This is a genomic window from Actinoallomurus bryophytorum, assembly GCF_006716425.1.
In the GTDB taxonomy this organism is placed as follows: Bacteria; Actinomycetota; Actinomycetes; order Streptosporangiales; family Streptosporangiaceae; genus Actinoallomurus; species Actinoallomurus bryophytorum.
This window is the reverse complement of record NZ_VFOZ01000001.1, coordinates 7156338-7177864: the sequence shown is the minus strand read 5'-3', so window position 1 is coordinate 7177864 and position 21527 is coordinate 7156338. Positions and strand designations below refer to the sequence as shown.

Sequence of the window (21527 nt, the reverse complement as noted above, 5' to 3'; positions counted from 1 at the left end):
CGCGCATGTCAGATGCCCGGGTCGCCGCGCAGCAGCCGCTGGAGGAGTTCCTCGTCCTCGGGCCGCAGCGACGACACGAACCGGGCCAGCACCCCGGCGCGGTCACGGCGGCGGCTCAGGAGGTCGGTCATCGCCTGAGCGGTGTGCGAGGCCTCGTCGACGGTCGGGGTGTAGACGTAGCCCTTGCCCACCGGCTCGCGGGAGACCAGCCCCTTGCGATGCATCCGGGTCAGGGTCGACATCACCGTGGTGTAGGCGAGCCTGTCGCCAAGCTCGAGCTGCACCTGCGCGGGCGTCATGGGCCGTCCGTTCGTCCACAGCACGGCCAGCACCTCGTCCTCGAGCATCCCGGGCTGACGCCGGGCGGAACCGCCATCGGGGCGCTGCTTCGCAGGGGGCTCATCGCTCATTCCGCCGATTGTACTTACCCAGTAGTACTACAGCGATAGTAGGAAGTTCGGCATCCGGCCGCTCACCGTCGCTCCCGCGGCGCCCTCGGACACGGCGCAGCACCGGCGGGCCGAGGCGGCTTCCCGCCCAGGTCCCGCCCCCGGCGACGAGCGCGCCGAACAGCAGCCCGGCCACGACGTCGTGCGGATAGTGGACGCCGACGTAGACACGCGCCGCCGCGATCACCACCGCGTTCACCGCCGCCACGGCGCCCAGCCTCCGGTCGAGCGCCCAGACCGCCATCGCGCCCGCGCCCGCCAGTACCGCGTGGTTGCTCGGGAACGCGTAGTCACCCAGCGGCGGGCAGAGGGCCACGATGTGCCCGACCGACGGCAGCGTCCGGCACGGACGCTGCTCGGCGAACGCGAGCTTGGTCAGGGCACTGAGGGCGAACGCCGCCACCATCGCGCCGGCCACCCACAGCGCCCGCCACCCGTTCCGCCGGAGGCCGGCCACGACCGGCACGACGAAGAGCAGCAGTCCGTAGTCGCTCCACCGGTTCGCGGCTCCGTTGAGCCAGGTGGTGTGGCGTGCCAGCGCGACCATGTCGCGGTAGGCGCCACTGTCGAACGCCGCGTGCACAGGACCGCGCCTCCTCGAGTTCACCTCATCTACTATCGCAATAGTACTATCTCTGTCGTAGCCGGGAGGGCCGAGCCCGCCGCACCCGTACGCGCGCCGGCCACACGTAGTCGCGCCGTACAGGTAGCCACACGGGTATTTGCCCCGGTTTCCTGCCACCGGTCCCTGGCGATGCTGGTATCGCGCCCCACCGGACCACTGTGGATCCCCCCCACGGGACGCCGGGGCCGGCAGAGTCCCCCTCCTGCCGGCCCCCGGCGTCCACTGGTCGCGGGAACGCCTCGCAGCGCCAGGCGAGAGAGGCGTGGCTCACACTTTGCAGGCGCACCCTCCTGGAACCGCTACCATATGGGCGTCATGGTCGCGCCAATTTCGGCCCACCGAAAAGCAGGAAACCTTCCAGCCGATGTCACGAGCTACATCGGTCAGCGTCGGCTGGTCTCCGAGGCCAGGCGGCTGATATCCGCGGCACGGCTGCTGACCTTCACCGGGCCGGGCGGGATCGGCAAGTCCCGGCTGTCCCTTCGCGTGGCCACCGAGGTACGGCGAGCGTTCTCCGATGGGGTCTGGATCGTCGAACTGGCCGATCTCACGGACGAGGAGCTGGTGGGCCGTACGGTCGCCACGACCCTGGGCCTGCGCGACCAGTCGGACGAACCACCGATCGACGTCCTCCTGGACTACCTGGCGGACAAGCAGACCCTGCTGGTGCTGGACAACTGCGAGCACCTGCTGGACGGCGCCGCCATTCTGGCCAGGAAGCTGCTGAGCGGTGCGCCGCAGCTGCGGATCATCGCCACCAGCCGCCAGCCGCTGTGCGTGGAGGGTGAGCACGTCCTGCAGGTGCCGCCGCTGACGACTCCCGCCCCCGACGCGGACTGCTCCCCCGCCTCACTCGCCCACTACGAGGCGGTGGCCCTCTTCGCCGAGCGTGCCAAGGCCGCCTCCGCCGCCTTCGCGATCACGGCGGAGAACGGCCCTCAGGTGGCGCTCCTCTGCCGGCGGCTCGCCGGGATACCGCTGGCCATCGAGCTGGCCGCGGTCCGCGTCCGCTCGCTGCCCCTCGAACAGATCGTGAGCCGGCTGAACGACCGCTTCGCCGCCGGGACCAGCCGCGCGACGCCTCCCCGGCAACGGACACTGCGGGCGGCCATCGACTGGAGCTTCGACCTGTGTGCCCCCGCCGAGCAGACGATGTGGGCGCGGATGTCGGTGTTCGCCGGCGGCTTCGAGCTGGAGGACGCCGAGCAGGTGTGCGCCGGCGACGGGATCGGCTCGGACGAGGTGTTCGACCTCGTCGCGGGGCTGGTCGACAAGTCGATCCTGCTGCGGGAAGGGCATCGCTACCTGCAGCTGGAGCCCATCCACGCGTACGGGGCCGAGCTCCTGAAACGGTCAGGTCACGAGACCGAGCTGCGTACACGGCACCAGGACTGGTACCGGCGGCTGGCGGCACGGGCGGACGACGGATGGCTGGGGCCCGATCAGATCGAGTGGCTCGCCCGCCTGCAGCGCGACAAGGGCAACATCCGCGCGGCGCTGACCTTCTGCCTGGAGGAGTCCGGCCGTCCGGGTACGGCACTCGGCTTCGTCTCCTCGCTGTGGAACTACTGGATCTTCATCTTCGGCTCCTACACCGAGGGCCGCGACTACCTCGACCGCGCGCTCGCGCTCGACACGGAGCCGAGCACCGAGCGGGCCAAGGCGCTGTGGGTCGACGCCTGGTTCGCACTGCGCCGGGGAGAGATCGACGCCGCGGCCGACCTGCTGGCCGAATCCCGTCTCATCGCCGAACGGCTCCAGGACACCGATGCGCTCGCCGTCACCACCCACTTCCGCGGCCTCATCGCGTTCTTCCGCGGGGAGGTCCCGGACGCGGTCACGCTCCTGGAGGAGGCGCGCGACCGCTACCGCGCCGAGGACAGCACGGCCGGCCGGTGGATGGCACTGTGCCATCTGGTCATGGCCACCTCCACCATGGGCGACTACGAAGAGGCCGACGCGTACGGCGCGCAGTGCATGGAGATGTGCGAGACGCACAGCGCCTATCTGAGCAGGTCGAACGCATTGTGGGCGATGGGTTACGGCCGGTGGCTGCGCGGCGACCAGCAGCGCGCCGCCGCGTTCCTCGTCGACGGCCTGCGGGCCATGCGGACGACGGGGGACGCGTGGGGTGTCGCGGAGTGCCTCGAAGTGCTCGCCTGGATCGCCGTGGCCGACGGGCGCTACGAGCGCGGCGCCCGGTTGCTGGGCGCCGCCCAGGCCGCCTGGCGGTCCATCGGCGCGTCGATTCCGGGCATGCGGTTCCTCGTCGCCTCGCACGACCGGTACGAGGCCGTGTTGCGTGAACGGCTGGGCGCGGGCCGGTTCGCCGAGGCGCTCCGCGCCGGCGGGGAGTCCGGGCTGGAGGAGGCCGCGGCCTTCGCGCTCGACGAGGCCACGACGCCGGACCCGGCAGCGGCGGGCCAGGGCATGAAGCAGCCGCTCACCCGGCGCGAGATGGAGATCGCCGAGCTGGTCGCCAAGGGCCTGCGGAACAAGGACATCGCGTCCACCCTGGTGATCGCCCAGCGTACGGCCGAGGGTCACGTCGAGCGCATCCTGCAGAAGCTCGGGTTCACCTCGCGGGTGCAGATCGCCCGCTGGGTCGCCGAGCGCACGGCGGCCGACCCGGATCACCGGGGCGGCTGAGGACCCGGTCCGCGTGCCGGGTGCCGTAGGTACCGGGGACCTACCCGGATGGGTGATACGTGGGGGTGTCGCCCTGACGGACTATGTCCGTGCTTCTCCTTTGAGCACGCCGTACCGGCCGCGCCGGAGCCCGAGCGGCTCAGAGCCGAAGCCCGCGGAAGCGGTCACGTCGAGCCTCATATGGACCGGCCGGGGTCTCCGCCCTTCGGGGGAACGGGCGGAGGCCCCGCCGGGCAGCACCTACCGGCCTCGGCATGGCCACGCGCGGCGCTTGCTCCATGTTGACCAATTTGTAGATGTTCGATGGGCGCGGCGGATGGCCGCCCGGGCCGACTCTTGAACGGAACGCGGCCAGACCCTCGGTGTGGTCCACGACGGCACCGGAGCGGCACCCATGACGGATCGGCTCACTCGACGCGGCCTGCTGGGCGGTCTGGGCGGGGCGACCGCCGCCGGCGTGCTCGGCACCCCGCACGTCCGCGCGAGTGCCGGTCCATGCACCGAGGCCGCCACTCCTCGGCCGTTGGCGCCGGTGAACCGGGAGGCCGCCGCGCGTCACGGCGTCGAGTACAGGGCCATGCCGCAGGCGGCCGTCGGCGTCGACGTCGAATCAATGATCACCATGTACAGCGCGGCCGAGGTCGCGGCGAGGCGCGCACGCCTGATCGCGTACGTGTGGAAGCGTGCCGGCCTGCCGACACGGCTGCCTCGTGTCCAGACCGACGTGTCCGTGCCGCTGCTGACGGCACTCCCCCATCTCCGGCGCGTCGACGAGCTGAGCGTGCCTCTCGCGTACGGGATGTCGTCCAAGGTCTACCACGTGCTGCCGCGGCCTCCGGGGAACGGGCGGCTCGCCGTGTACCACAACGGGCACGGCGAGCCCCTTGGGACCATGCTCACCACCGTGGCGCCTCTGCTCCAGCGCGGCTACTCGGTGCAGATCCACGCCATGCCGTACATGCACTGGAACGCACCATCGCCCGCGGAGCTGGGCGAAACGTCCCACGATGAGTTCGCCCGACGGGAGTCGGCGAGCTTCTCGGCCCTCACGTTCTTCCTCGAGCCGGTCGCGGTCGCGCTGAACCACGCCGTCAGGGTCCATCGGCCGACCTCGGTCCAGATGGTCGGCCTGTCCGGTGGCGGGTGGACCACGACCGTGTACGCCGCGATCGACCCGCGCGTCACCCGCAGCTATCCGGTGGCCGGGTCCCTGCCCCCATACCTGCGCGGGGCCTCGCCGAACGCGGCCTCCTCCATCGGCGACTGGGAGCAGCGCGGGGACACGCTGCCGGGGTTCTATGGTGTCGCCGGCTATCTCGACCTGTACGTCATGGCGGCGACCGGGCCGGGCCGCCGTCAACTCCAGATCCTCAACCGCTTCGACTCGTGCTGCTTCAGCGGTATCGGCCATCGCAGCTATGTCGCGGCCGTCGCCCACCGCGCCGGTCTCATCGGGGGTGGTGGCTGGGATCTGCAGGAGGACGCCACCCACGACGGGCACACCATCTCGCCCTACGCCCTGTCGGTGATCCTGCACGACCTGGACACCCGCCGCGACGAGAGGACACTCAGTGATCAGAGAGATCATCCGCGTTGAGCCCCTGTCCACGTACCTGGAGAACTGGAAGGCGCCCACCTCGGCGGTCACCAGGGCCGGCGACACCGTATACGTGTCGGGGTTCCCGCCGTTCGACCCCGAGACCGGGGAGGTGGCCGACGCTCCGATCGAGCGGCAGACCGAGCTCGTCCTGGAGCAGATGAAGCTGTGCCTGGAGACGGCGGGGTCCTCGCTGGACAAGGTCCTCAAGTGCAATGTGTACTGCACGTCGGTCGAGATGTTCGCCGCCGTCAACGCGGTCTACGCGCGGTACTTCCCCAAGGATCCGCCGGCACGGATCTTCGTCAACGTGCCGGCCTGGCCGGGCCACTTCGACATCGAGGTGGACTGCGTCGCGGTGCTCTGAGCCCGGCGTTCCGCGGCCGCGCTCTCCGCCCGCCCGCGCCGGGTGGTGACCGGCCGGGTTCGGCCGGTCACCACCCGCGGCGGACCTGCCGCTGTCACTTCTTGAAGACGTCCTTGATTTTCTCGCCGGCCTGCTTGATGTTCCCCTTGGCCTGGTCGGCCTCGCCTTCGGCCTGGAGTTCTTCGTTCCCCGTGGCCTTGCCGGCGGTCTCCTTGATCTGGCCCTTGGTCTCTTCAGCCTTGTTCTCGGCCTTGTCTGCGGTACTCATAGAAAATCCCTCCGTCGTGGACTGCCTGAGCCGTCCCCCTGCCCTCGATACCCGCCTCTAACCGGCCGCTGGCCGCCGATACAGGGAGACACCGCCCTGAAGGGCGACAAACCAGTCCGCACTTATCGCCGCCGGGGAGTTTGTAACTATTTGTGTGGGTACAGACCCGACGTAAGAAACTGCCGGACTACCAAGCTCGGCAGGGAATCTGCACACGGAGGGCTCGCTCGTGTATATCGGAATCGGAACGGTCGTACTTATCGTCGTCATCGTGCTCGTCATACTCATGCTCCGCCGCGGCTGAGACACGCCGCAGCGGACGGCGGACGCCGATCGCACTGACTTCGTTTTCGGCCGGGCATCCCACGGGACGCCCGGCCGAACGACGTCCGGCTCAGGACGAGCCGACGAACTCCTCGGCGCCATACCGCACGGCCGCGGACGACCACGTACCCCCGAGCTCGCTTACGAGCCGGCGCGCCAGGCCGAGATCACTACGGGCGGCGACCAGGATGAGCCGGCCGGCGGTCGTCACCGAGCCACCGCCCAGCCGCGCCCGCGCGTCCGGATCCGCGACGAGGGCGTCGTGGAGACGGCGGACGTCGACGCCGGGTACCTCGATCTCCACGGCGCCGGCCCGGGGCGACGCCTTCGGCAGGTACTCGAAGGTCAGCACCGACTCCTGGTGGTAGGTCTTGCGGACGACGCCGGCGATGTGATGGAGCCCGGCCGGGCTCACCCGCCTGAGGTCGAACTCCCGCGACCGCTCATAGGTCGTCTGCCCCAGGCTCTCCGACCAGAACACCCCGTCGAGCAGCGTTGAACTGCCCGGATCGGCTCCGTTGGCGCGGATGATCTCGCGCACCCCGCGTTCGAAGCGGACCAGCCGGGTCCTCAGCCGCGGGTCACCGGGATCGCTGATGATCGCCGTGTTGTTCGTGGCGAAGATCTGCGCCCGTACGGGGCCGGGGTGCCGCGGTGCCTCCGCCGCGGCCGTTCCCGTCGCCAACAGGGGGGATAAGAGGACGCACACCACCAGCGTGGTGACGGACCGATGTGCCATTTCTCTGCCCTCGCGCCGACGGGGACGCCCGGCCGTCGGGCGCCACCCCGACGGTAGCCCGGCCCGCCGGGCCGGGCCGGGCATCAGGCCGGATGCGGCCCGAAGTCGTCAGATGATGGCGGTGGTGATCTGCTCGTCGACGAGACGGAGCCAGCTGTACCCGTAGCCGGGGAGGTCGATCTCCTTGCCGGAATCGGCCGGCCCCTCTCCGAACATCCGGCGGATCCCCTCGACACCGGTCAGATCCAGGTCGTCCGGCAGGCTCACCCGTACGTCGTCGGCCGACAGGTTGTGCAGCGTGACGACCCCGCCGTCTCGCCAGCGGTAGTCCAGCCCCAGAACGCGGGAGTCGCCGAGGTCCAGAATCCGCCACTCCCCCCATCCCATCTCGGGGCACTCCCGGCGTACCTGGATCGCGCGCGTCATCCAGGCGACCAGCGAGTCCGGCTCGTGCCGCTGGTCGACGACGTTGACGGTGCGGTAGCCGTACTCACCGTCCGCGTGGACCGGGCGGTAGAGCTCGTCCGCGCGGGAGAAGCCGCCGTTCGGGCGTGCGGACCACTGCATCGGTGACCGTACGGCCAGCCGGCCGTGCAGCGACAGGTCCTCCCCCATGCCGAGCTCGTCGCCGTAGAGCAGCACGGGTGTGCCCGGCAGCGCGAGCGTGAGGGCCAGCACGAGCCGGATGCGACGCGGGTCGTTGCCGAGCATCGGGGCGAGCCGCCGGCGGATGCCGCGCCCGTACACCCGGTGGGTCTCCTCCGGCGCGAAGGCGGCGAAGATCTCGTCACGTTCGTCCTCGGCGAGGTCGCCGAGGTTGAGCTCGTCGTGGTGGCGGCAGAAGTTGGCGTACTGGCCGTGCTGGGGGTAGCGGGGCCTGCTGCGCAGCGCCTCCTCCAGCGGCCGCGCGTCACCGCGCGCGTGCGAGAGCCACTGCGCCGCGCAGCTGCGGAAGTCGAAAAGCATCTGCACGCCCTCGCCGCCGTCCATGCCGAGGTAGCGCTGCTGTTCCTCGGGCGAGACGTTCGCCTCACCGAGGAAGATCGCGTCGCCGCGCCGCCGTCCCATGAACTCCACCAGCGACCGCAGGTACGTGACGGGGTTGTCGCGGGAGTCCGTGCCGACCGTCTCGATCATGAGGGGAAGGGAGTCCACCCGGAACCCGGAGACGCCCAGCTCCAGCCAGAAGCCGAGAATCTTGTTCATCTCGTCGCGTACGTCCGGGTGGGTGATGTTGAGGTCCGGCATGAAGTCGTAGTAACGGTGCATGTACCACTGGCCGGCCTCCTCGTTGTAGGTCCAGGTGCTGTCCTGCTCACCCGGGAAGGCCACGTCGGCCGGTTCCTTCTCCTTGTGGTCGCTCCAGACGTAGAAGTCACGCCGCTTCGGGAACCACGGATGCTGGTCGCTGGTGTGGTTGAGGACCAGGTCGACGAGCACCCGGATGCCCAGGTTGTCCGCCGTACGGATCATCTCCACGAAGTCGCCGAGCGTGCCGAACCGCTCGTCGACCGCGTAGTAGTCGGTGATGTCATATCCGTCGTCGCCGAGCGGAGAGGGGTAGAACGGCATCAGCCACAGGCAGTTCACGCCGAGCCCGCTGAGATAGTCGAGCCGGCGGGTCAGCCCGGCCAGATCCCCGATCCCGTTACCGTCCGAATCCAGCCAGGTGGCCACGTCCACGCAGTACACGACCGCGTCTTTCCACCACAGGTCACTCGTTGCCTTGTCGGTCATTCGCGTGCTTTACCCCGATTAATGGCTAATGCACTAATCGTCGAGGGCGTAAAGGAGCGGCCCGCCGCCGTTCAGGCGCCCGCCGCCTCGCGGCTGATCTGCTCGAACTGGGCGCTCATCGCCTCGGCCAGCGCGTTCGCCCCCGAAAGCGGCCGCACCATGACCGTCAGGTCGTCGATGAGCCCGTCTTCGTCGAGGTGCAGGAAGTCACAGCCCTGGACCTGCTTGCCGTTCACGGTCGCCTGGAACACGAGCGCGTGGTCACGGCCGTCCGCGCCGGCGATCTCCCGTACGTAGTGGAAGTCCTCGAACACCCGCGCGACACCGCGCAGAATCGCCGCCGTGAGGGCCTTGCCCGGATAGGGCTGGTACGCGACCGGGCTGGTGAAGACGACGTCCTCGGCCAGCAGTGCCTCGACGGCCGCCATGTCCCAGGCCTCGACGGCCTGACGGAACGGGTGCATCGCCACTCCCTACTCGACTTGTCGGCCACGCACGGTCGACCATAACCCCTCCGGCCTCCGCCCCTTCACCCCATGCCGCTGATCTTCTCCGGCTCGATCACGAAGATCACTCGCACCTGGTCCCGGCCGCCGAACCACGGATAGGGCTTGCCGAGGTACTTCTTGGCGAGCGTCTCGATGTGGTCGGCCGCGCCGTCGGTGGTGACCTCGAGCACCCGGCCGCGTACCTAAAAGTACCGCGAGGGGCTTTCGGGATCGGAGACGGTGAGGGCCACGCGCGGGTCGCGCTCGATGTTCCTCGTCTTCACGTGGCTCTGCACGCTGTTGATGATCACGTGATCACCGTCGGTGTCGACCCAGGTCTGGGTCACCTGCGGCGAACCGTCGGGCATCAGTGTCGCGAGGTAGCAGGTGCTCGGACGCCGCAACAGGGCGAGCAGGTCCTCTGAGAGCTTCACGCGGTCTCCCGGCAGGTCGGAGGGGTGATTCCCTGACAGTAACGGGCCCCTCCGGTCCCCATGACCACAGGCGGGTGCGAGCGTCACGCGTCCCAGGGGACCGAGGCGCTCGTCCAGTGCGTAAGGCCGGCGAGGTCCTCTTCGGTGTCGATGTGCCGCGGCGGTGTCGCGAAGGTCGCGTACGGCCGCAGTCGCAGCACCACCCGCTCCTCGCGCCGGGCCATCTCCTCGACCTCGGGCCGGGCGTCCTCCTTCAGCGGGCGGCCGGCCATGACGCCCAGGATGTCGAAGAGCAGGTCGGCGCCGGCCTTCGGATCATCGTCCACGACCGCGTCGCAGTAGAGGTTCACATAGGTCGGTGGCCAGTTCTCGTCCAGCACACAGAGCGAGACCTTCGGGTCGCGCAGAACCGCGGCGGTCTTCCCGCGGGCCCGCATGGTGGAGACGAGGATCTCGTCGCCGTCGATGATGTAGTACAGCGCCGTCATGGCGGGACCGTCGTGCTTACGTGAGTAACCGAAGATGGCCGTCCGGTGGTCGCGGACGAACTGACGTCGCTCTTCCGGTGTCATACCCTCCAGTATTCCTCCGAGGTGACGGCTCGTCAGCTGTGGCGCAGGGCGCGGAGGGACTGGTGGAGGGAGCCCAGTGTGGCGAAGACCGCCGTCGGCTCGTAGCCGCAGTGGGCCATGCAGTTGTCGCACCGGGGATCATGGCCGCGTCCGTAGCGGCTCCAGTCGGTGTCGTCGATGAGCTCCCGGTAGGTGCCGGCATAGCCGTCCGCCATCAGGTAGCACGGGCGTTGCCAGCCGAAGGTCGAATAGGACGGGATCGCCCACGCCGTGCACGGGAAGTCGACCTTGCCCTCGAGGAAGTCCAGGAACAGCGGCGTGTGGTTGAACCGCCACCGCCGGCGGTTCCCCCGTGCGAAGACCTCGTGGAACAGCCGCCGGGTCTGCTCGACGCCGAGGAAACCGTCCTGGTCCGGTGCCTTGGCGTAGGCGTAGCCCGGCGAAATCATGATCTCGTCGACCTGGAGATCGTCGTTGAGGTAGTCGAGGACCTCGATCACCGACTGCGGGCTGTCGGAGTTGAAGAAGGTGGTGTTCGTCGTGACACGGAAACCGCGGCGCTGACATTCGCGTACGGCGGCGACCGCGTCGTCGAAGACCCCCTCCTTGCACACCGAGGCGTCGTGACGCTCACGCAGCCCGTCGATGTGCACCGTCCACGCGAAGTACCGTGACGGCTCGAACTCATCGAGCTTCTTGGGGATCAACAGCGCGTTCGTGCAGAGGAAGACGTACTTCTTGCGGGCGACGAGCTCGCGGACCAGCTCGCCGATCTGCGGATGCATGAGGGGCTCACCGCCCGCGATCGAGACCATGGGCGCTCCGCACTCCTCGATCGCGGCGATCGCCTGGTCGACCGGCATCCGTTGCTTCAGGACCTCGGCGGGTTGCTGGATCTTCCCGCATCCCGCGCACTTGAGGTTGCAGGCGAACAGCGGCTCCAGCTCGACCAGGAGGGGATACTTGGCGCGCCGGCGAAGCCGTTGACCGAGGATGTAGCCGGCGACACGGATGGCCTGGCGCAGGGGCATCGACATCAGGTTCTGCTCTCCTGGGGCGCGGCCGACGGCAGGTCAGGAGGGCCGGTCGCCTCCGACCAGCGCACGAGGGCGGGGCCGATCCGCCGCAGCGTACGGCGGGCGGCCAGGCCGCCGGTGAGGCTGGCGCGGCTCAGCACGGGCCGGCCGGGGGTGTCGACGATGGCGCGTACGACCGCGGCGGGCCGTCCGGCCGCGGCGTCGAGCAGCGGCCCGGCCTCCATGTCGACGGCCCGTGCCCCGGTACGGGAGAGCCACCCGCGCTCCGCCTCGCGCACCACGTGACCGGTGGTGATCAGCGGCCCGGTCTGGGCGCGGACACCGATGCGGGTGAGCTCCCGCGCGAGGAGCCCGGCCCCCGTACACCGCAACCGGCGGCCGCCGAACCAGACCTCGGTCGCGACGAGCACGTCCCCCGGTCGCAGCGCGCCGTCGAGCGCGCCCCCGAAGCCGGCGACGGCCAGCGTGGCGTAGCCGTCGAGGGCCGGCGCAGAGCGCGACCGCAGGCCGGTACGGATCACGGTGGCACCCGGCGGGCCGGCGGGCAGACCGCGGCGTATCGCCCGTGCCTCGACGGCGAGCGGGGCGCAGATCAGCAGGCGCGTCATCGGACTCCTTCGCGCTCGTGGACGTAGCGGCCGAGCGCGGTGATCGGGAACACCAGCCGGTACAGGTGGTAGTTGATGTAGAAGTCGCCGGGGAAGCCGGTACCGGTGAAGTACGGCTCGTCCCAGGTGCCGTCGGCGTTCTGCTCGCCGACGAGCCATGCCGCGCCCCGGTCCACGGCGGGCGTACGCTCGCCGGCGGCGAGCAGGGCGATCAGCGCCCAGGCGGTCTGTGAGGCGGTCGACGGGCCCCGTCCGACCCAGGCGGGCTCGTCGTAGGAGCGCAGATCCTCGCCCCAGCCTCCGTCGGTGTTCTGGTGGTGTTCCAGCCAGGCGACGGCACGCCGTACGCAGGGTGTCTCCGGCGCGACCCCGGCCGCGACCAGCGCCGGCAGCACCGCTCCGGTGCCGTAGAGATGGTTGGCGCCCCAGCGGCCGAACCAGGAACCGTCCGGTTCCTGGGCCTTCAGCAGCCACCGGACGGCCCGGCGGATGACGGCCGGGTCGGAGCCCTCCTCCTTGGCGAGGGCCTCGACGACGTGGGCGGTGACGTCGGCCGACGGCGGGTCGATGACGGCGCCGAAGTCGCAGAACGGCAGTTTCGTGCACAGGGTGCGGGTGTTGTCCGCGTCGAAGGCGGCGAAGCCCCCGTCACGCGAGACCATGCCTGCCGTCCACCGGACGGCGCGTTCGATCGCCGGGCCGGCGTCCAGGCCGGTCACCCGTCGCAGCGCGAGGATCACCTCGGCCGTGTCGTCGGTGTCGGGATAGCCGTCATTGTCGAACTCGAAGGCCCAGCCGCCCGGTGCCAGCGACGGCCGTCGCACGGCCCAGTCCCCCGGTCCCCTGACCTCCTGGCCCAGCAGCCATTCGCCGGCCCGTACGACGGCCGGATGGTCGCCGGGTGTTCCGGCGTCCCGCAGGGCGTTGATCGCCAGGGCGGTGTCCCAGACCGGCGACTGGCAGGCCTCCAGACGGCGCCCCCTCTCGTCCTCGATGGTGAACCGGGCGAGACCGCGCAGGCCCTTCTCCATCACCGGGTGCTCCGGGTGGTACCCCTCCAGGTGCAGGGCGATCAGTGAGTACACCCAGGGCGGCTGGATCCCTCCCCAGGAGCCGTCCGCCTCCTGACGCGCCACGATCCAGCCGGCGGCGCGCCTGAGCGCCACGCGGCGCAGGCCACGGACGGGCCGTCGTTCGTAGCGGTGCAGCCGTCGGTCCAGCGCGGTGAACACCGTCTCCCACCCCGGTGCCGGAGGCCGGCCGGCGGTGCGGCCGGTGCGGAGTTCCGTCACGTCGAACGGGAGAGGGCGTACCGGCCGGTGGGCGCTGACGATCGTGAGCGGCACGATGGTCTGGCGGGCCCAGCACGCCCAGTCGTAGACGTTGAGGGGCACCCAGGAGGGCAGGAAGATGAGTTCGGGCGGGAGTACGGGAAGGTCGTCCCAGGACCACTGGCCGAACATCGCCAGCCAGATCCGGGTGAACACCCGGCTCGCCTCGATCCCGCCCGCACGCTGGACGAAGGCGAGCGCGGTCCGCATGTGCGGCGCTTCGGACGGGTCGCCGGCCAGCCGCAACGCGACGTACGCCTCGATCGTGGTGGACAGGTCACCCGGCCCGTCGTAGAAGTTCGCCCACGTACCGTCGTCGCGCTGCTGGGAGCGGATCCAGCGGGCGGCCTCGCCGGTCTCCTCCGGTGTGCGGATGCCGAGGAACTCCCGCAGGAGCAGGTCCTCGGCGTCCATCGTGACGTTCGTCTGCAGTTCGCCCTTCCACCAGCCGTGGGGAGACTGCAGGTCCAGCAGGTGGCCGCAGGCCGCGTCGAGGGCGGCGCGCGTACGTGCGGCGGGCTGTGCGGTCTGAAGTGTGGTCACTTAGTGGTCCCGGGATGTGATGAAGCGTGCGATGTCGAGGAACTCGGCGCGGATGTCGGGAGTTATCGGCGCGGCACTGAGAATGCGCTCGGAGACGTCGAGGTGGTGCTGGGCCTGTTTCTCGGCCCATGCCCGGCCGCCCGCCTGGTCGACGAGCTGGGCCGCCTCCAGTAGGTCGGCCTCGGACAGCGGAGCGGGGTCGGCCAGCAGGCCGGCCAGCCGGCGGCCCGCGCCGGTGTCGCCGGCCAGCGCCGCGACGATCGGGAGGGTCTTCTTGCGGGCCCGCAGGTCCGACAGCGCCGGCTTCCCGGTCAGCTCCGGGTCACCCCAGATGCCGAGCAGGTCATCGGCCAGCTGGAAGGCCAGGCCGATCTCGGACCCGTACGCCGCCAGCGCCGTCACCAGGGGCTGTGGGGCCTGTACGGTCATGGCGCCGATCGAGCAGGCGCACGCCAGCAGCGATCCGGTCTTGTCCTCCGCCATCCGGCGGCACTCGTCCAGGCCGACGTCCTGGCGGGTCTCGAACTCCATGTCCGCGGCCTGGCCGGTGATCAGGCGCTGGGTGGCGACGCTCAGGCAGCGGGCCGCCCAGACGGCGCCCTGGGTCCCGTCGCTGAGCAGGGTGTCCATGGCCAGGATGAGCAGGGCGTCCCCGGCGAGGATCGCGGCGGGCCTGCCGAAGACGACCCATGCGGTCGGCCGATGCCGGCGGGTGCGGTCGCCGTCCATGATGTCGTCGTGCAGCAGTGAGAAGGCGTGCACGAGCTCCACCGCCGCGGCGGCCGAGGCGCCACGCGACGGGCTCGCGCCGGCGGCCCTGGCGGACAGCGTCGCCAGGGCGGGCCGCAGGCTCTTGCCGCCCGCACGGGCGGGCCGGCCGTCCGCGTCGTTCCAGCCGAGGTGGTAGCCGGCGACGCGTGCGGTCATCGGGTCGAGCCGGCCGACGGCCTCGCGGAGGAAGGGCTCGACCAGCCGCCGGGCGGCCTCCACCGAGTCGGGCGGGGGCGCCGTCATGACGACCGGTCCCGGTCGAGGTGGCGGCGTACGAGAGTCGCCGCGGTCAGGCCGCTGCGCACGGCGCCCTCCATGGTGTCCGGCCAGCCGGTGTCGGTCCAGGCGCCCGCGAGGTAGAGCCCCGGCCATCGCGTGGCCGCCGGCGGGCGGAGCGCGCCGCTTCCGGGTCCCTGGCGGAAGGTCGCGCACCGCTCACGGGTGACGAAGAGATCCACGACATGTGCGTCCCGTGCCGCCGGGAAGATCCGTTCGAGTGCGGGAATGAACGCCTCGCGGACCCCGGACGTCGGCACGTCGATCCAGTCGCCCGCAGCGGAGACCGAGACGGCCAGGTACTGACCGTGGTCCAGCCCGCCGGTGGCGGTCTTGTCGAAGACCCACTGGACCGGCGAGTCCACGACGGCGGCGAACGGCAGGTCGGTGACCTCGCGGTCGTAGACGACGTGGACGTTCACGATCGGGCTCGCGCCCAGGCCGCTCCACTCGTCGCGATCGGGTGCCGCCTCCTCCGGGACCAGGGCGGCGGTCTGCTGGTGCGGGGTGGCGACCACGACGGCGGCCGCCTCTTCCCGTACGCCGTCCAGCAGGACCGTCGGGCCCGGCTCGATGGCCTTGACCTTCGCGGACAGGCGTACCTGTCCCCCGCGGGCCTCGATGGCGGCCTGGGCCGCCGCGGCGTGCAGGTCGCTCAGGGGCGCGGTGGGAATCCCGATGTCGGCGGCGTCCGCCCGTCCGAACAGGGCGGTCCTGAACACCATCGCCGCGGGGCCGACCGCCGCCTGGTCCATGCCGATGTTCAGGGCGGCCACCGCGAAGAGCTCCCACAGCAGACGCCGTGCGGGGCCGCGCTGCCCGTGGCCGGCGAGCCAGCCGTCGAGGTCGACCGCGTCCAGGGCGGGGTCGGCGGGGTCGGCTCTGCCCAGCGCCACGGCCGCGCGCACCGCTCGCAGCCGGTCGGCCGGGGTGAGCAGGGAGTAGCCCGCCAGGGCCGGCAGGAGGTGGAAGGGGCCGGGCAGCCTGCCCCGGCGCAGCCGTCCGTAGCGGCCGTCCGGGGTGAGCACGGGGATGTCGAACCGGGGCTGGACCGACACGTGGCCGGCCGAGCCGAGCCGGGCGAGCAGTGACCGATAGGCGGTGCAGCAGCGCAGGAAGACGTGCTGCCCGTTGTCGACGGTGAGCCCGTCACGCTGGAAGGAGTGCGTGGCGCCGCCGAGGCGGGGGCGCGCCTCATACAACGTCACCGGCCGTCCCGTCTCCGCGACGGCGAGCGCGGCGGTGATGCCGGCCAGGCCGCCTCCGACGACGGCGACCCGCCCGGTCACCGCTGCGCCCCGGCGAGCGACCGCGCGGCGACCATCGTCTTGTCCCAGCGCGACAGTGAAAGGCGTGTGGTCAGGGCCTCGACCGGATCCGCCGCGATGCGGTCGAGCAGGCACCGGTAGATCCCCGCCATCGCCGCCGCGCAGGCCGCGCTGCGGCGGTCGAGCATGGGCACCAGCCGGTCACCCCGCTCGTACCACGTGCGTGCCCGGTCGGCCTCGTAGCGGATCAGCGCGCTGAGCCGTTCGGGGGCATCGGTGAACTCGCCGAACGGATCCACCTCCAGCGTGCAGCCGAAGCGTTCGAGGTCCTCGGCGGGCAGGTAGATCCGGTCCGCCAGCCGGTCCTCCCGTACGTCCCGCAGGATGTTGGTGAGTTGCAGGGCGATCCCGAGCGCGTCCGCGAGCGGTGCGGCCGTGGCCGGGTCGCGGGTGCCGAAGACGCCGAGCGACAGCCGTCCGACCGACCCGGCGACGCAGCGGCAGTAGGCCTCCAGGTCGGCGAACCGCTTGTACGCCGCGCCCTCGACGTCCGCGACACAGCCGTCGATGAGCTCCTCGAACGCCCGCATCGGGATCGGGAAGCGCCCGGCGGCGTCGTGCAGAGCCACCAGCACCGGGTCGCCGGGGTCCGGCTCGGGCCGGCACAGCGCGGTGCGGGCCCCGGACAGATCCGCCAGCCGCTGCGCGGCGGGTCCGTTCCCGTCGCCGATGTCGTCGATCCGGCGGGCGAACGCGTACACCGCGCTGAGCGCGCGGCGCTTCGCGGGCGGGAGCAGACGGATGCCGTACGCGAAGTTGCGTGCCCGTATCCGGACGACCTGCTCGCAGTACCGATAGGCGTCGTTCGCGTTCACCGCGCCGCCTTCCGGCCCCTGAAGACCGCCGGCCACTCGGCCAGCAGCCTGCGAGCGGCCGGGCGCACGGCGTGGCCCACGACGTCGTAGCCCGCCCGTTCGAGCGCCGTCACGGCGGCGCGGCCACCGGCGACGTAGCCGGCCACCGCGAGGCGTGCGAACCCGGTCAGTGAGGCGGCGAGGGGAACTCCGGACTCCAGGAGCGTCCGCGCGCGGCCGGCCTGGAGTGCCAGGACCCCGCGCACCGGCGCGGCGGTCGGGGACCGCGTGAGGTCCTCCTCGATGGCCCCGAACCGGCGCAGGTCGTCGGCCGGCAGGTAGACACGGCCGCGGACGAGGTCCTCGGCGATGTCCTGACAGTGCTCGATGATCTGTAGCGCCGAGCAGACACGGTCCGACAGGGCGAAGCGTTCGGGGGTCGCGCTGTCGAAGATGTGCAGCACGAGGTGGCCCACCGGGTTCGCGGACAGTTCGCAGTAGCCGAGCAGTTCCGCGAACGTCGCGTAACGCACCACCGACTGGTCACGGCGGCCCGCCGCCACGAGCTTGCGGAGCGGCTCGGCCGGGATCGAGCAGGTGCGGACGGTGCCGGTGAGCGCGCGGACGAAGGGCAGGCGCGGCAGCGAGCCGGCGTACAGGCGGTCCAGGTCGTCCTCGACCGCGTCGAGGAGCGGCAGCCGGCCGCCGGGCTCCCCTTCGTCCCCGGCGTCATCGACGGACCGCGCGAATCGATAAACGTTCAGAAGATGATGCCGGTAACGGCGCGGTAGCAGGCGTGAGGCGACAGGAAAGTTTTCGTGCCGCGATTTACGCACGACGTCTTGCCTGGTGGCCACGCTGGAAAGCATGGAGGAATGATCTCCGGCACCCGGTCGAATAAACTCAGATGCAGTTCAGCGCCCTTGTCATTACTCAATTTAATCAACGTATTATCCGATCCGAATGGCACCTCATGGCAAATGCGCCGCCAAGGTCGGGCCAAGTAATGGCGGAGCGCCATGACGGCCGGGCGCGGGGACGGTGTTCAGGACATGCCGTGGTCGCGCAGCGCCCCGACGCGAAGTCCCGCCGCGTGGCAGCGGTCCACCAGCTCCGGCAGGGCCCCGAGCGCCGCGCGCCACGCGCCCGGAGCGGCGGTGTGATCGGAGTCGTGCAGCAGGACGGTGGCACCGCCGCGCAGGTCCGGTTCGAGGACCGCCAGCACCGATCGCGGGTCGGCCGAGGCGGTCCAGTCCCTCCCCCACGCGCTCCACAGGACCGGCCGCAGGCCGCACCATCGGGCCTGTACCAGCGTCTCGGCGCTGAGCACCCCGTAGGGCGGGCGGTACCAGGAGGGCCGGACGCCGGTGACCGCGGTGACCAGGCCGGCCGTCGCGCGGATCTCGGCGGCGGCCCGGCCCGGCGGGACGACGAGGGCGTTGCCGTGCCGCCAGCCGTGTACGGCGACCTCGTGCCCCTCCGCCGCGATGCGGCGGCCGAGGGCCGGATGGCGCTGGAGCATCTCGCCGAGGACGAAGAACGTCGCCGTGCAGCCGAGCCGCCGCAGCTCCTGGAGGAAATACGGCGTCGACCGCGGATCGGGGCCGTCGTCGAAGGTCAGCGCGACGTGGTCCGGCGCGCCCACCCCGGCGAGTACGGGAAAGGCGCGACGCACGATCGGCAGCCACGAGGCGGCCGGTCCCGCGTGGACCGCGGCGACGGCGGTCGCCGCGAGCGCGATCGACGTGCGCTTCACCGTTCCCAGTCTGCGGAAGGAATCCGCCGGTGCCAAGCGGGCCGCTTTTGATCTTGAGCGCGAGCATGGGCGCCGGCCACGACCGGGTCGCGTGCGAGCTCACCCGCCGGTTGGCCGCGATCGGCATCGAATCCGAGGTGATCGACGTCCTGGATCTGCTGCCGCTCCGTCTCGGCCCCGGGCTGCGCCGCTGTTACGCCTGGACGGTGCGGCACGCGCCGTGGGTGTACGCCGGGATCTACCGGATCTTCTTCACCTCCTCGCGGGGGCCGGCGATCTCCCCGCTGACGGTCCTGGCCGCCTCCCGGCTCGAAAGGGCCGTTCGCCGGCGGGAGCCGGCCGCACTGCTGTCGACGTTCCACCTGGGCGCGCAGGTCGCGGGGTACCTGCGGCGACGGGGCCGCCTCCCGGTACCCAGCCTCGTGATGGTGACCGACTTCGCGGTGCACCGGCTCTGGCTGCATCCGGGCAACGACGGCTACCTGTGTCTTACCCCCGCCGCCGTACGCGACGTCAGGGCGGCCACGGGCCGCCCGGCCTGGTGTCATGCCCCCGTCGTAGGTCCGGAGTTCGGCCGGCGCGACACCGTGCCGGTCTCCGGACCGGGCCCGCGCCCGGTGCTCGTGGCCGCCGGTTCGTGGGGGGTGGGCAGGGTGGACCGTACGGCGAGGGTGCTGGCGGCCTCGGGGCGTTATCTGCCCGTCGTCATGTGCGGGAGCAACGAGCGGCTGCGCCGTCGCGTGGGCCGCATCGGCGCGTGCGTCGCGGTGGGCTGGCGCGAGGATCCGGCCGAACTCATGACCTCCGCGTACGCGCTGGTCGACAACGCTTCGGGGCTCACCTGCAAGGAGGCTCTCGCGGCCGGGGTTCCCGTCATCGGTCACCGGCCGATTCCCGGCCATGGCGCGGACGGGGCACGCGCGATGGCGCGGGCGGGGCTCGCCCGGTACGCGCGGGACGCCGCGGAGCTGCTCGCCTCGCTGGACGGGCTCGGGCTCGCGTCCGAACGCGACCGGCAGGTGGCACGGGGGCGTGCGATGTTCGACCGCCCATCGGCCGAGACGGTGCTCAGTGCTCTGCTGCCATGACGTCCTTGTCCGGCCGCAGCGGCGCCGACTGGGCCAGCCGTGCGCTGCCGTAGACGATCAGGCCGATGGCCATGAGCTCCAGCACCGACCAGAATCCGAGCCGGATCGTCTCGCCGAACAGGCCGACGCCGTAGCCGATGCTCGCGACCGGGTCGGAGACGGTCAGCGCCGGCTGGACGGCGACGAGCGTGCCGCTCTGGAAGGCGTTCTGCAGCAGGAAGAGACTGACCAGGCCGGCGAGGACCATCCCGTACACGGGCCAGGTGGTCAGGACGGTGGACGGACGTCCGGCGAGCTCGGTCACGCTCTGCTTCATCAGCGCGGCGGTGAAGGAGAACCCCAGGCCGGCCGACAGGCCGAGGATCACGGCACGGGCGGCGCCGGTCACCACGAGTGCCGCCGTCAGCAGCCCGGCGAGGATCCCCACGGTGACGAGGGTGGCGATCGCCCAGTCCATCCGGCTCGGGACCCGGTGGCCCTCCGACGGCCCGGCGGCCAGGAGCAGCGTCGCCAGGCCTGCGGTGAGCACGCCGACGGCCAGCCAGGCCCGCCGGTCCACCTTGACCCCCAGCAGCGAGCCGATGAACATCATCGTGAAGGGAAGCTCCACGACGAGTATCGGCTGGACCAGGGAGAGCCCCCCGAAGCTGAGCGCGGCCGCCTGGAAGAGAAAGCCCCCGATGAGCGCGCCGATACCGCCGAGCCAGGCGGGCCTGCGGATCAGATAGGTGATGAGGCCGAGCCGGAACGCCCGGTCGGGCGGGGCCGTACGCGCCGCGCGCCGTTGCAGCACCGATGCGAGCGCGTTGCTCGCCGCCGCCAGCACCGCCAGCCCGGCGGCGATCACGGGAGCACCGTCGGCGCGGCCGCCTTCGGTTTGCCCAGGAACGGGGACCGGCCGAGAACGATGATCCCGCCGACCATCATCAGCAGGCCGACGACCTCCGCGGCCAGCGCACCCGGGCTCAGCCGGAGCCGTTCGTAGAAGATCAGCACGCCCAGGACGATGCCAGTCAGCGGCTCGACCGCGGTGGCGGCGGGCAGGGAGATCCGCAACGGGGCGGCGTCGAAGGCGCTCTGCGCGAGCAGCAGCCCGGCGATCGCGATGGCGACGACGACGTACGGCTCCCAGCTACGCAGCAGGTCGCCCCATCCGTGGCCCAGCACGAGCAAAGAGCTGCGCGTCAGCACGTCCTGCAGGCCGTACAGCATCCCGGCGGCGGCCGCGAGCATCGTGGCCTTCGTCCGCAGCGGCCGCGGCCGCGCCGACAGCACGAGCATCAGCGCGAGCGCCACGACGACGACCGCGACGAGCCAGCGCGCGGACTCGGGGCCGGCCGGGCGGCCGGCGTGCGGCCGGCCGAAGGCGAGGAAGAGCCCGGAGCCCACCGTCACCAGGAGCCCGCCCTGCCAGACGGTGCGATTCAGCGGCTCACGGTAGAGCAGATGAGCGAAGACCAGCGCGAAGATCAGGCTCGTCGCCAGCACGGGTTCGACCGAGGCGACGTCGGCCTCGTCGAGCGCGGCCGCACCCAGCACCTGGCCGCAGACCATCGCCGCGATCCCCATCAGCCACAGACGCTTGTGCGCCAGGTGGGTGAGCAGCCGCAGGCGCAGGATCTCCCCGAGAGGCTCCCGGTACGCGGCGTGCTGCTGGGCGACGAACCCGACACCGATCAGGCACGCAGCCGCCAGCGCGAAGAAGATCTTCATCCGCCGGTCAGCCGGTCCGTGAGCGGCGTGCCG

At 71.3% G+C, this 21527-nt stretch carries 23 protein-coding genes; 4 read left to right on the top strand and 19 right to left on the bottom strand.

Annotation, left to right across the window (positions count from 1 at the left end):
• Positions 1–8: 8 nt before the first annotated feature.
• Positions 9–410: a BlaI/MecI/CopY family transcriptional regulator gene (locus tag FB559_RS33230; protein WP_141960892.1), complete on the bottom strand. Its 402-nt coding sequence runs from the start codon at positions 408–410 to the stop codon at positions 9–11.
• The gene (locus tag FB559_RS33225; RefSeq protein WP_141960891.1) at positions 400–1056 is read right to left on the bottom strand and encodes a phosphatase PAP2 family protein; all 657 of its coding nucleotides are present in this window, start codon (positions 1054–1056) and stop codon (positions 400–402) included. The genes FB559_RS33230 and FB559_RS33225 overlap by 11 nt, the downstream gene beginning before the upstream one ends.
• Positions 1057–1389: 333 nt before the next feature.
• Here FB559_RS33225 and FB559_RS33220 point away from each other — a divergent pair, with 333 nt between their 5' ends.
• The 3 genes from FB559_RS33220 to FB559_RS33210 all read left to right on the top strand — a co-directional run bounded on the left by FB559_RS33220 (position 1390) and on the right by FB559_RS33210 (position 5687).
• Positions 1390–3723 carry an ATP-binding protein gene (locus FB559_RS33220; RefSeq protein ID WP_141960890.1) on the top strand — a complete coding sequence of 778 codons (2334 nt, stop codon included), beginning with the start codon at positions 1390–1392 and terminating at the stop codon, positions 3721–3723.
• Between the two features lie 394 nt (positions 3724–4117).
• Positions 4118–5320, top strand: a complete 1203-nt coding sequence (locus FB559_RS33215) for a hypothetical protein (RefSeq protein WP_141960889.1) — start codon at positions 4118–4120, stop codon at positions 5318–5320.
• Positions 5295–5687 (top strand): RidA family protein, encoded by a 393-nt coding sequence (locus FB559_RS33210; RefSeq protein WP_141960888.1) that lies wholly within the window; start codon positions 5295–5297, stop codon positions 5685–5687. The genes FB559_RS33215 and FB559_RS33210 overlap by 26 nt, the downstream gene beginning before the upstream one ends.
• A gap of 94 nt (positions 5688–5781) precedes the next feature.
• Here the strand turns inward: FB559_RS33210 and FB559_RS33205 are convergent, their stop codons facing one another.
• The 15 genes from FB559_RS33205 to FB559_RS33140 form a co-directional block, all read right to left on the bottom strand.
• On the bottom strand, positions 5782–5955 hold the full coding sequence (locus FB559_RS33205) for a CsbD family protein (protein WP_141960887.1): 174 nt from the start codon (positions 5953–5955) through the stop codon (positions 5782–5784).
• Positions 5956–6349: 394 nt separating this feature from the next.
• The gene (locus FB559_RS33200; RefSeq protein WP_221640299.1) at positions 6350–6964 is read right to left on the bottom strand and encodes a hypothetical protein; all 615 of its coding nucleotides are present in this window, start codon (positions 6962–6964) and stop codon (positions 6350–6352) included.
• Positions 6965–7126: 162 nt separating this feature from the next.
• Positions 7127–8755: an alpha-amylase family protein gene (locus FB559_RS33195; RefSeq protein WP_141960885.1), complete on the bottom strand. Its 1629-nt coding sequence runs from the start codon at positions 8753–8755 to the stop codon at positions 7127–7129.
• Between the two features lie 71 nt (positions 8756–8826).
• Positions 8827–9219, bottom strand: coding sequence for a nuclear transport factor 2 family protein (locus FB559_RS33190; RefSeq protein WP_141960884.1), 393 nt, complete (start codon positions 9217–9219; stop codon positions 8827–8829).
• A gap of 65 nt (positions 9220–9284) precedes the next feature.
• The gene (locus tag FB559_RS44950; protein ID WP_221640298.1) at positions 9285–9434 is read right to left on the bottom strand and encodes a hypothetical protein; all 150 of its coding nucleotides are present in this window, start codon (positions 9432–9434) and stop codon (positions 9285–9287) included.
• 12 nt (positions 9435–9446) lie between these two features.
• Positions 9447–9677, bottom strand: coding sequence for a pyridoxamine 5'-phosphate oxidase family protein (locus tag FB559_RS44945; RefSeq protein WP_221640297.1), 231 nt, complete (start codon positions 9675–9677; stop codon positions 9447–9449).
• An 83-nt stretch (positions 9678–9760) separates the two neighbouring features.
• Positions 9761–10249 carry a pyridoxamine 5'-phosphate oxidase family protein gene (locus FB559_RS33180; protein ID WP_141960883.1) on the bottom strand — a complete coding sequence of 163 codons (489 nt, stop codon included), beginning with the start codon at positions 10247–10249 and terminating at the stop codon, positions 9761–9763.
• Between the two features lie 32 nt (positions 10250–10281).
• Positions 10282–11286, bottom strand: a complete 1005-nt coding sequence (gene hpnH, locus FB559_RS33175; RefSeq protein ID WP_141960882.1) for an adenosyl-hopene transferase HpnH — start codon at positions 11284–11286, stop codon at positions 10282–10284.
• Entirely contained in the window at positions 11286–11894 is a 609-nt protein-coding gene (locus FB559_RS33170) for a phosphorylase family protein (RefSeq protein ID WP_141960881.1), read from the bottom strand. The genes hpnH and FB559_RS33170 overlap by 1 nt, the downstream gene beginning before the upstream one ends.
• Positions 11891–13768: a squalene--hopene cyclase gene (gene shc, locus FB559_RS33165; RefSeq protein ID WP_141960880.1), complete on the bottom strand. Its 1878-nt coding sequence runs from the start codon at positions 13766–13768 to the stop codon at positions 11891–11893. Before shc ends, FB559_RS33170 begins: the two co-directional genes overlap by 4 nt.
• Complete coding sequence (locus FB559_RS33160) at positions 13769–14782, bottom strand: polyprenyl synthetase family protein (protein WP_141960879.1); 1014 nt, start codon at positions 14780–14782, stop codon at positions 13769–13771.
• A complete protein-coding gene (gene hpnE / locus FB559_RS33155; protein WP_141960878.1) occupies positions 14779–16104 on the bottom strand; it encodes a hydroxysqualene dehydroxylase HpnE in 1326 nt (441 codons plus the stop codon). The genes FB559_RS33160 and hpnE overlap by 4 nt, the downstream gene beginning before the upstream one ends.
• Positions 16101–16958 (bottom strand): presqualene diphosphate synthase HpnD, encoded by an 858-nt coding sequence (hpnD, locus tag FB559_RS33150; protein WP_141960877.1) that lies wholly within the window; start codon positions 16956–16958, stop codon positions 16101–16103. Before hpnD ends, hpnE begins: the two co-directional genes overlap by 4 nt.
• On the bottom strand, positions 16955–17794 hold the full coding sequence (gene hpnC / locus FB559_RS33145) for a squalene synthase HpnC (RefSeq protein WP_246122277.1): 840 nt from the start codon (positions 17792–17794) through the stop codon (positions 16955–16957). The genes hpnD and hpnC overlap by 4 nt, the downstream gene beginning before the upstream one ends.
• Before the next feature lie 188 nt (positions 17795–17982).
• Entirely contained in the window at positions 17983–18693 is a 711-nt protein-coding gene (locus tag FB559_RS33140) for a polysaccharide deacetylase family protein (RefSeq protein ID WP_141960875.1), read from the bottom strand.
• A gap of 53 nt (positions 18694–18746) precedes the next feature.
• Here FB559_RS33140 and FB559_RS33135 point away from each other — a divergent pair, with 53 nt between their 5' ends.
• Positions 18747–19781 carry an MGDG synthase family glycosyltransferase gene (locus FB559_RS33135; RefSeq protein ID WP_246122276.1) on the top strand — a complete coding sequence of 345 codons (1035 nt, stop codon included), beginning with the start codon at positions 18747–18749 and terminating at the stop codon, positions 19779–19781.
• Here the strand turns inward: FB559_RS33135 and FB559_RS33130 are convergent.
• Positions 19762–20628 carry a DMT family transporter gene (locus tag FB559_RS33130; protein ID WP_141960874.1) on the bottom strand — a complete coding sequence of 289 codons (867 nt, stop codon included), beginning with the start codon at positions 20626–20628 and terminating at the stop codon, positions 19762–19764. The genes FB559_RS33135 and FB559_RS33130 overlap by 20 nt on opposite strands.
• Positions 20625–21494, bottom strand: coding sequence for a DMT family transporter (locus FB559_RS33125; protein ID WP_141960873.1), 870 nt, complete (start codon positions 21492–21494; stop codon positions 20625–20627). The genes FB559_RS33130 and FB559_RS33125 overlap by 4 nt, the downstream gene beginning before the upstream one ends.
• Positions 21495–21527 lie beyond the last annotated feature (33 nt).

Bases quoted from the DNA above. Each gene is read 5' to 3' on its own strand.
- FB559_RS33180 (WP_141960883.1), bottom strand. From the start codon at position 10,249: ATGACACCGGAAGAGCGACGTCAGTTCGTCCGCGACCACCGGACGGCC.
- FB559_RS33230 (WP_141960892.1), bottom strand. From the start codon at position 410: ATGAGCGATGAGCCCCCTGCGAAGCAGCGCCCCGATGGCGGTTCCGCC.
- hpnH (WP_141960882.1), bottom strand. From the start codon at position 11,286: ATGTCGATGCCCCTGCGCCAGGCCATCCGTGTCGCCGGCTACATCCTC.
- FB559_RS33170 (WP_141960881.1), bottom strand. From the start codon at position 11,894: ATGACGCGCCTGCTGATCTGCGCCCCGCTCGCCGTCGAGGCACGGGCG.
- FB559_RS33125 (WP_141960873.1), bottom strand. From the start codon at position 21,494: ATGAAGATCTTCTTCGCGCTGGCGGCTGCGTGCCTGATCGGTGTCGGG.
- FB559_RS33160 (WP_141960879.1), bottom strand. From the start codon at position 14,782: ATGACGGCGCCCCCGCCCGACTCGGTGGAGGCCGCCCGGCGGCTGGTC.
- FB559_RS33215 (WP_141960889.1), top strand. From the start codon at position 4,118: ATGACGGATCGGCTCACTCGACGCGGCCTGCTGGGCGGTCTGGGCGGG.
- FB559_RS33220 (WP_141960890.1), top strand. From the start codon at position 1,390: ATGGTCGCGCCAATTTCGGCCCACCGAAAAGCAGGAAACCTTCCAGCC.
- FB559_RS33205 (WP_141960887.1), bottom strand. From the start codon at position 5,955: ATGAGTACCGCAGACAAGGCCGAGAACAAGGCTGAAGAGACCAAGGGC.
- FB559_RS33190 (WP_141960884.1), bottom strand. From the start codon at position 9,219: ATGCACCCGTTCCGTCAGGCCGTCGAGGCCTGGGACATGGCGGCCGTC.
- FB559_RS33195 (WP_141960885.1), bottom strand. From the start codon at position 8,755: ATGACCGACAAGGCAACGAGTGACCTGTGGTGGAAAGACGCGGTCGTG.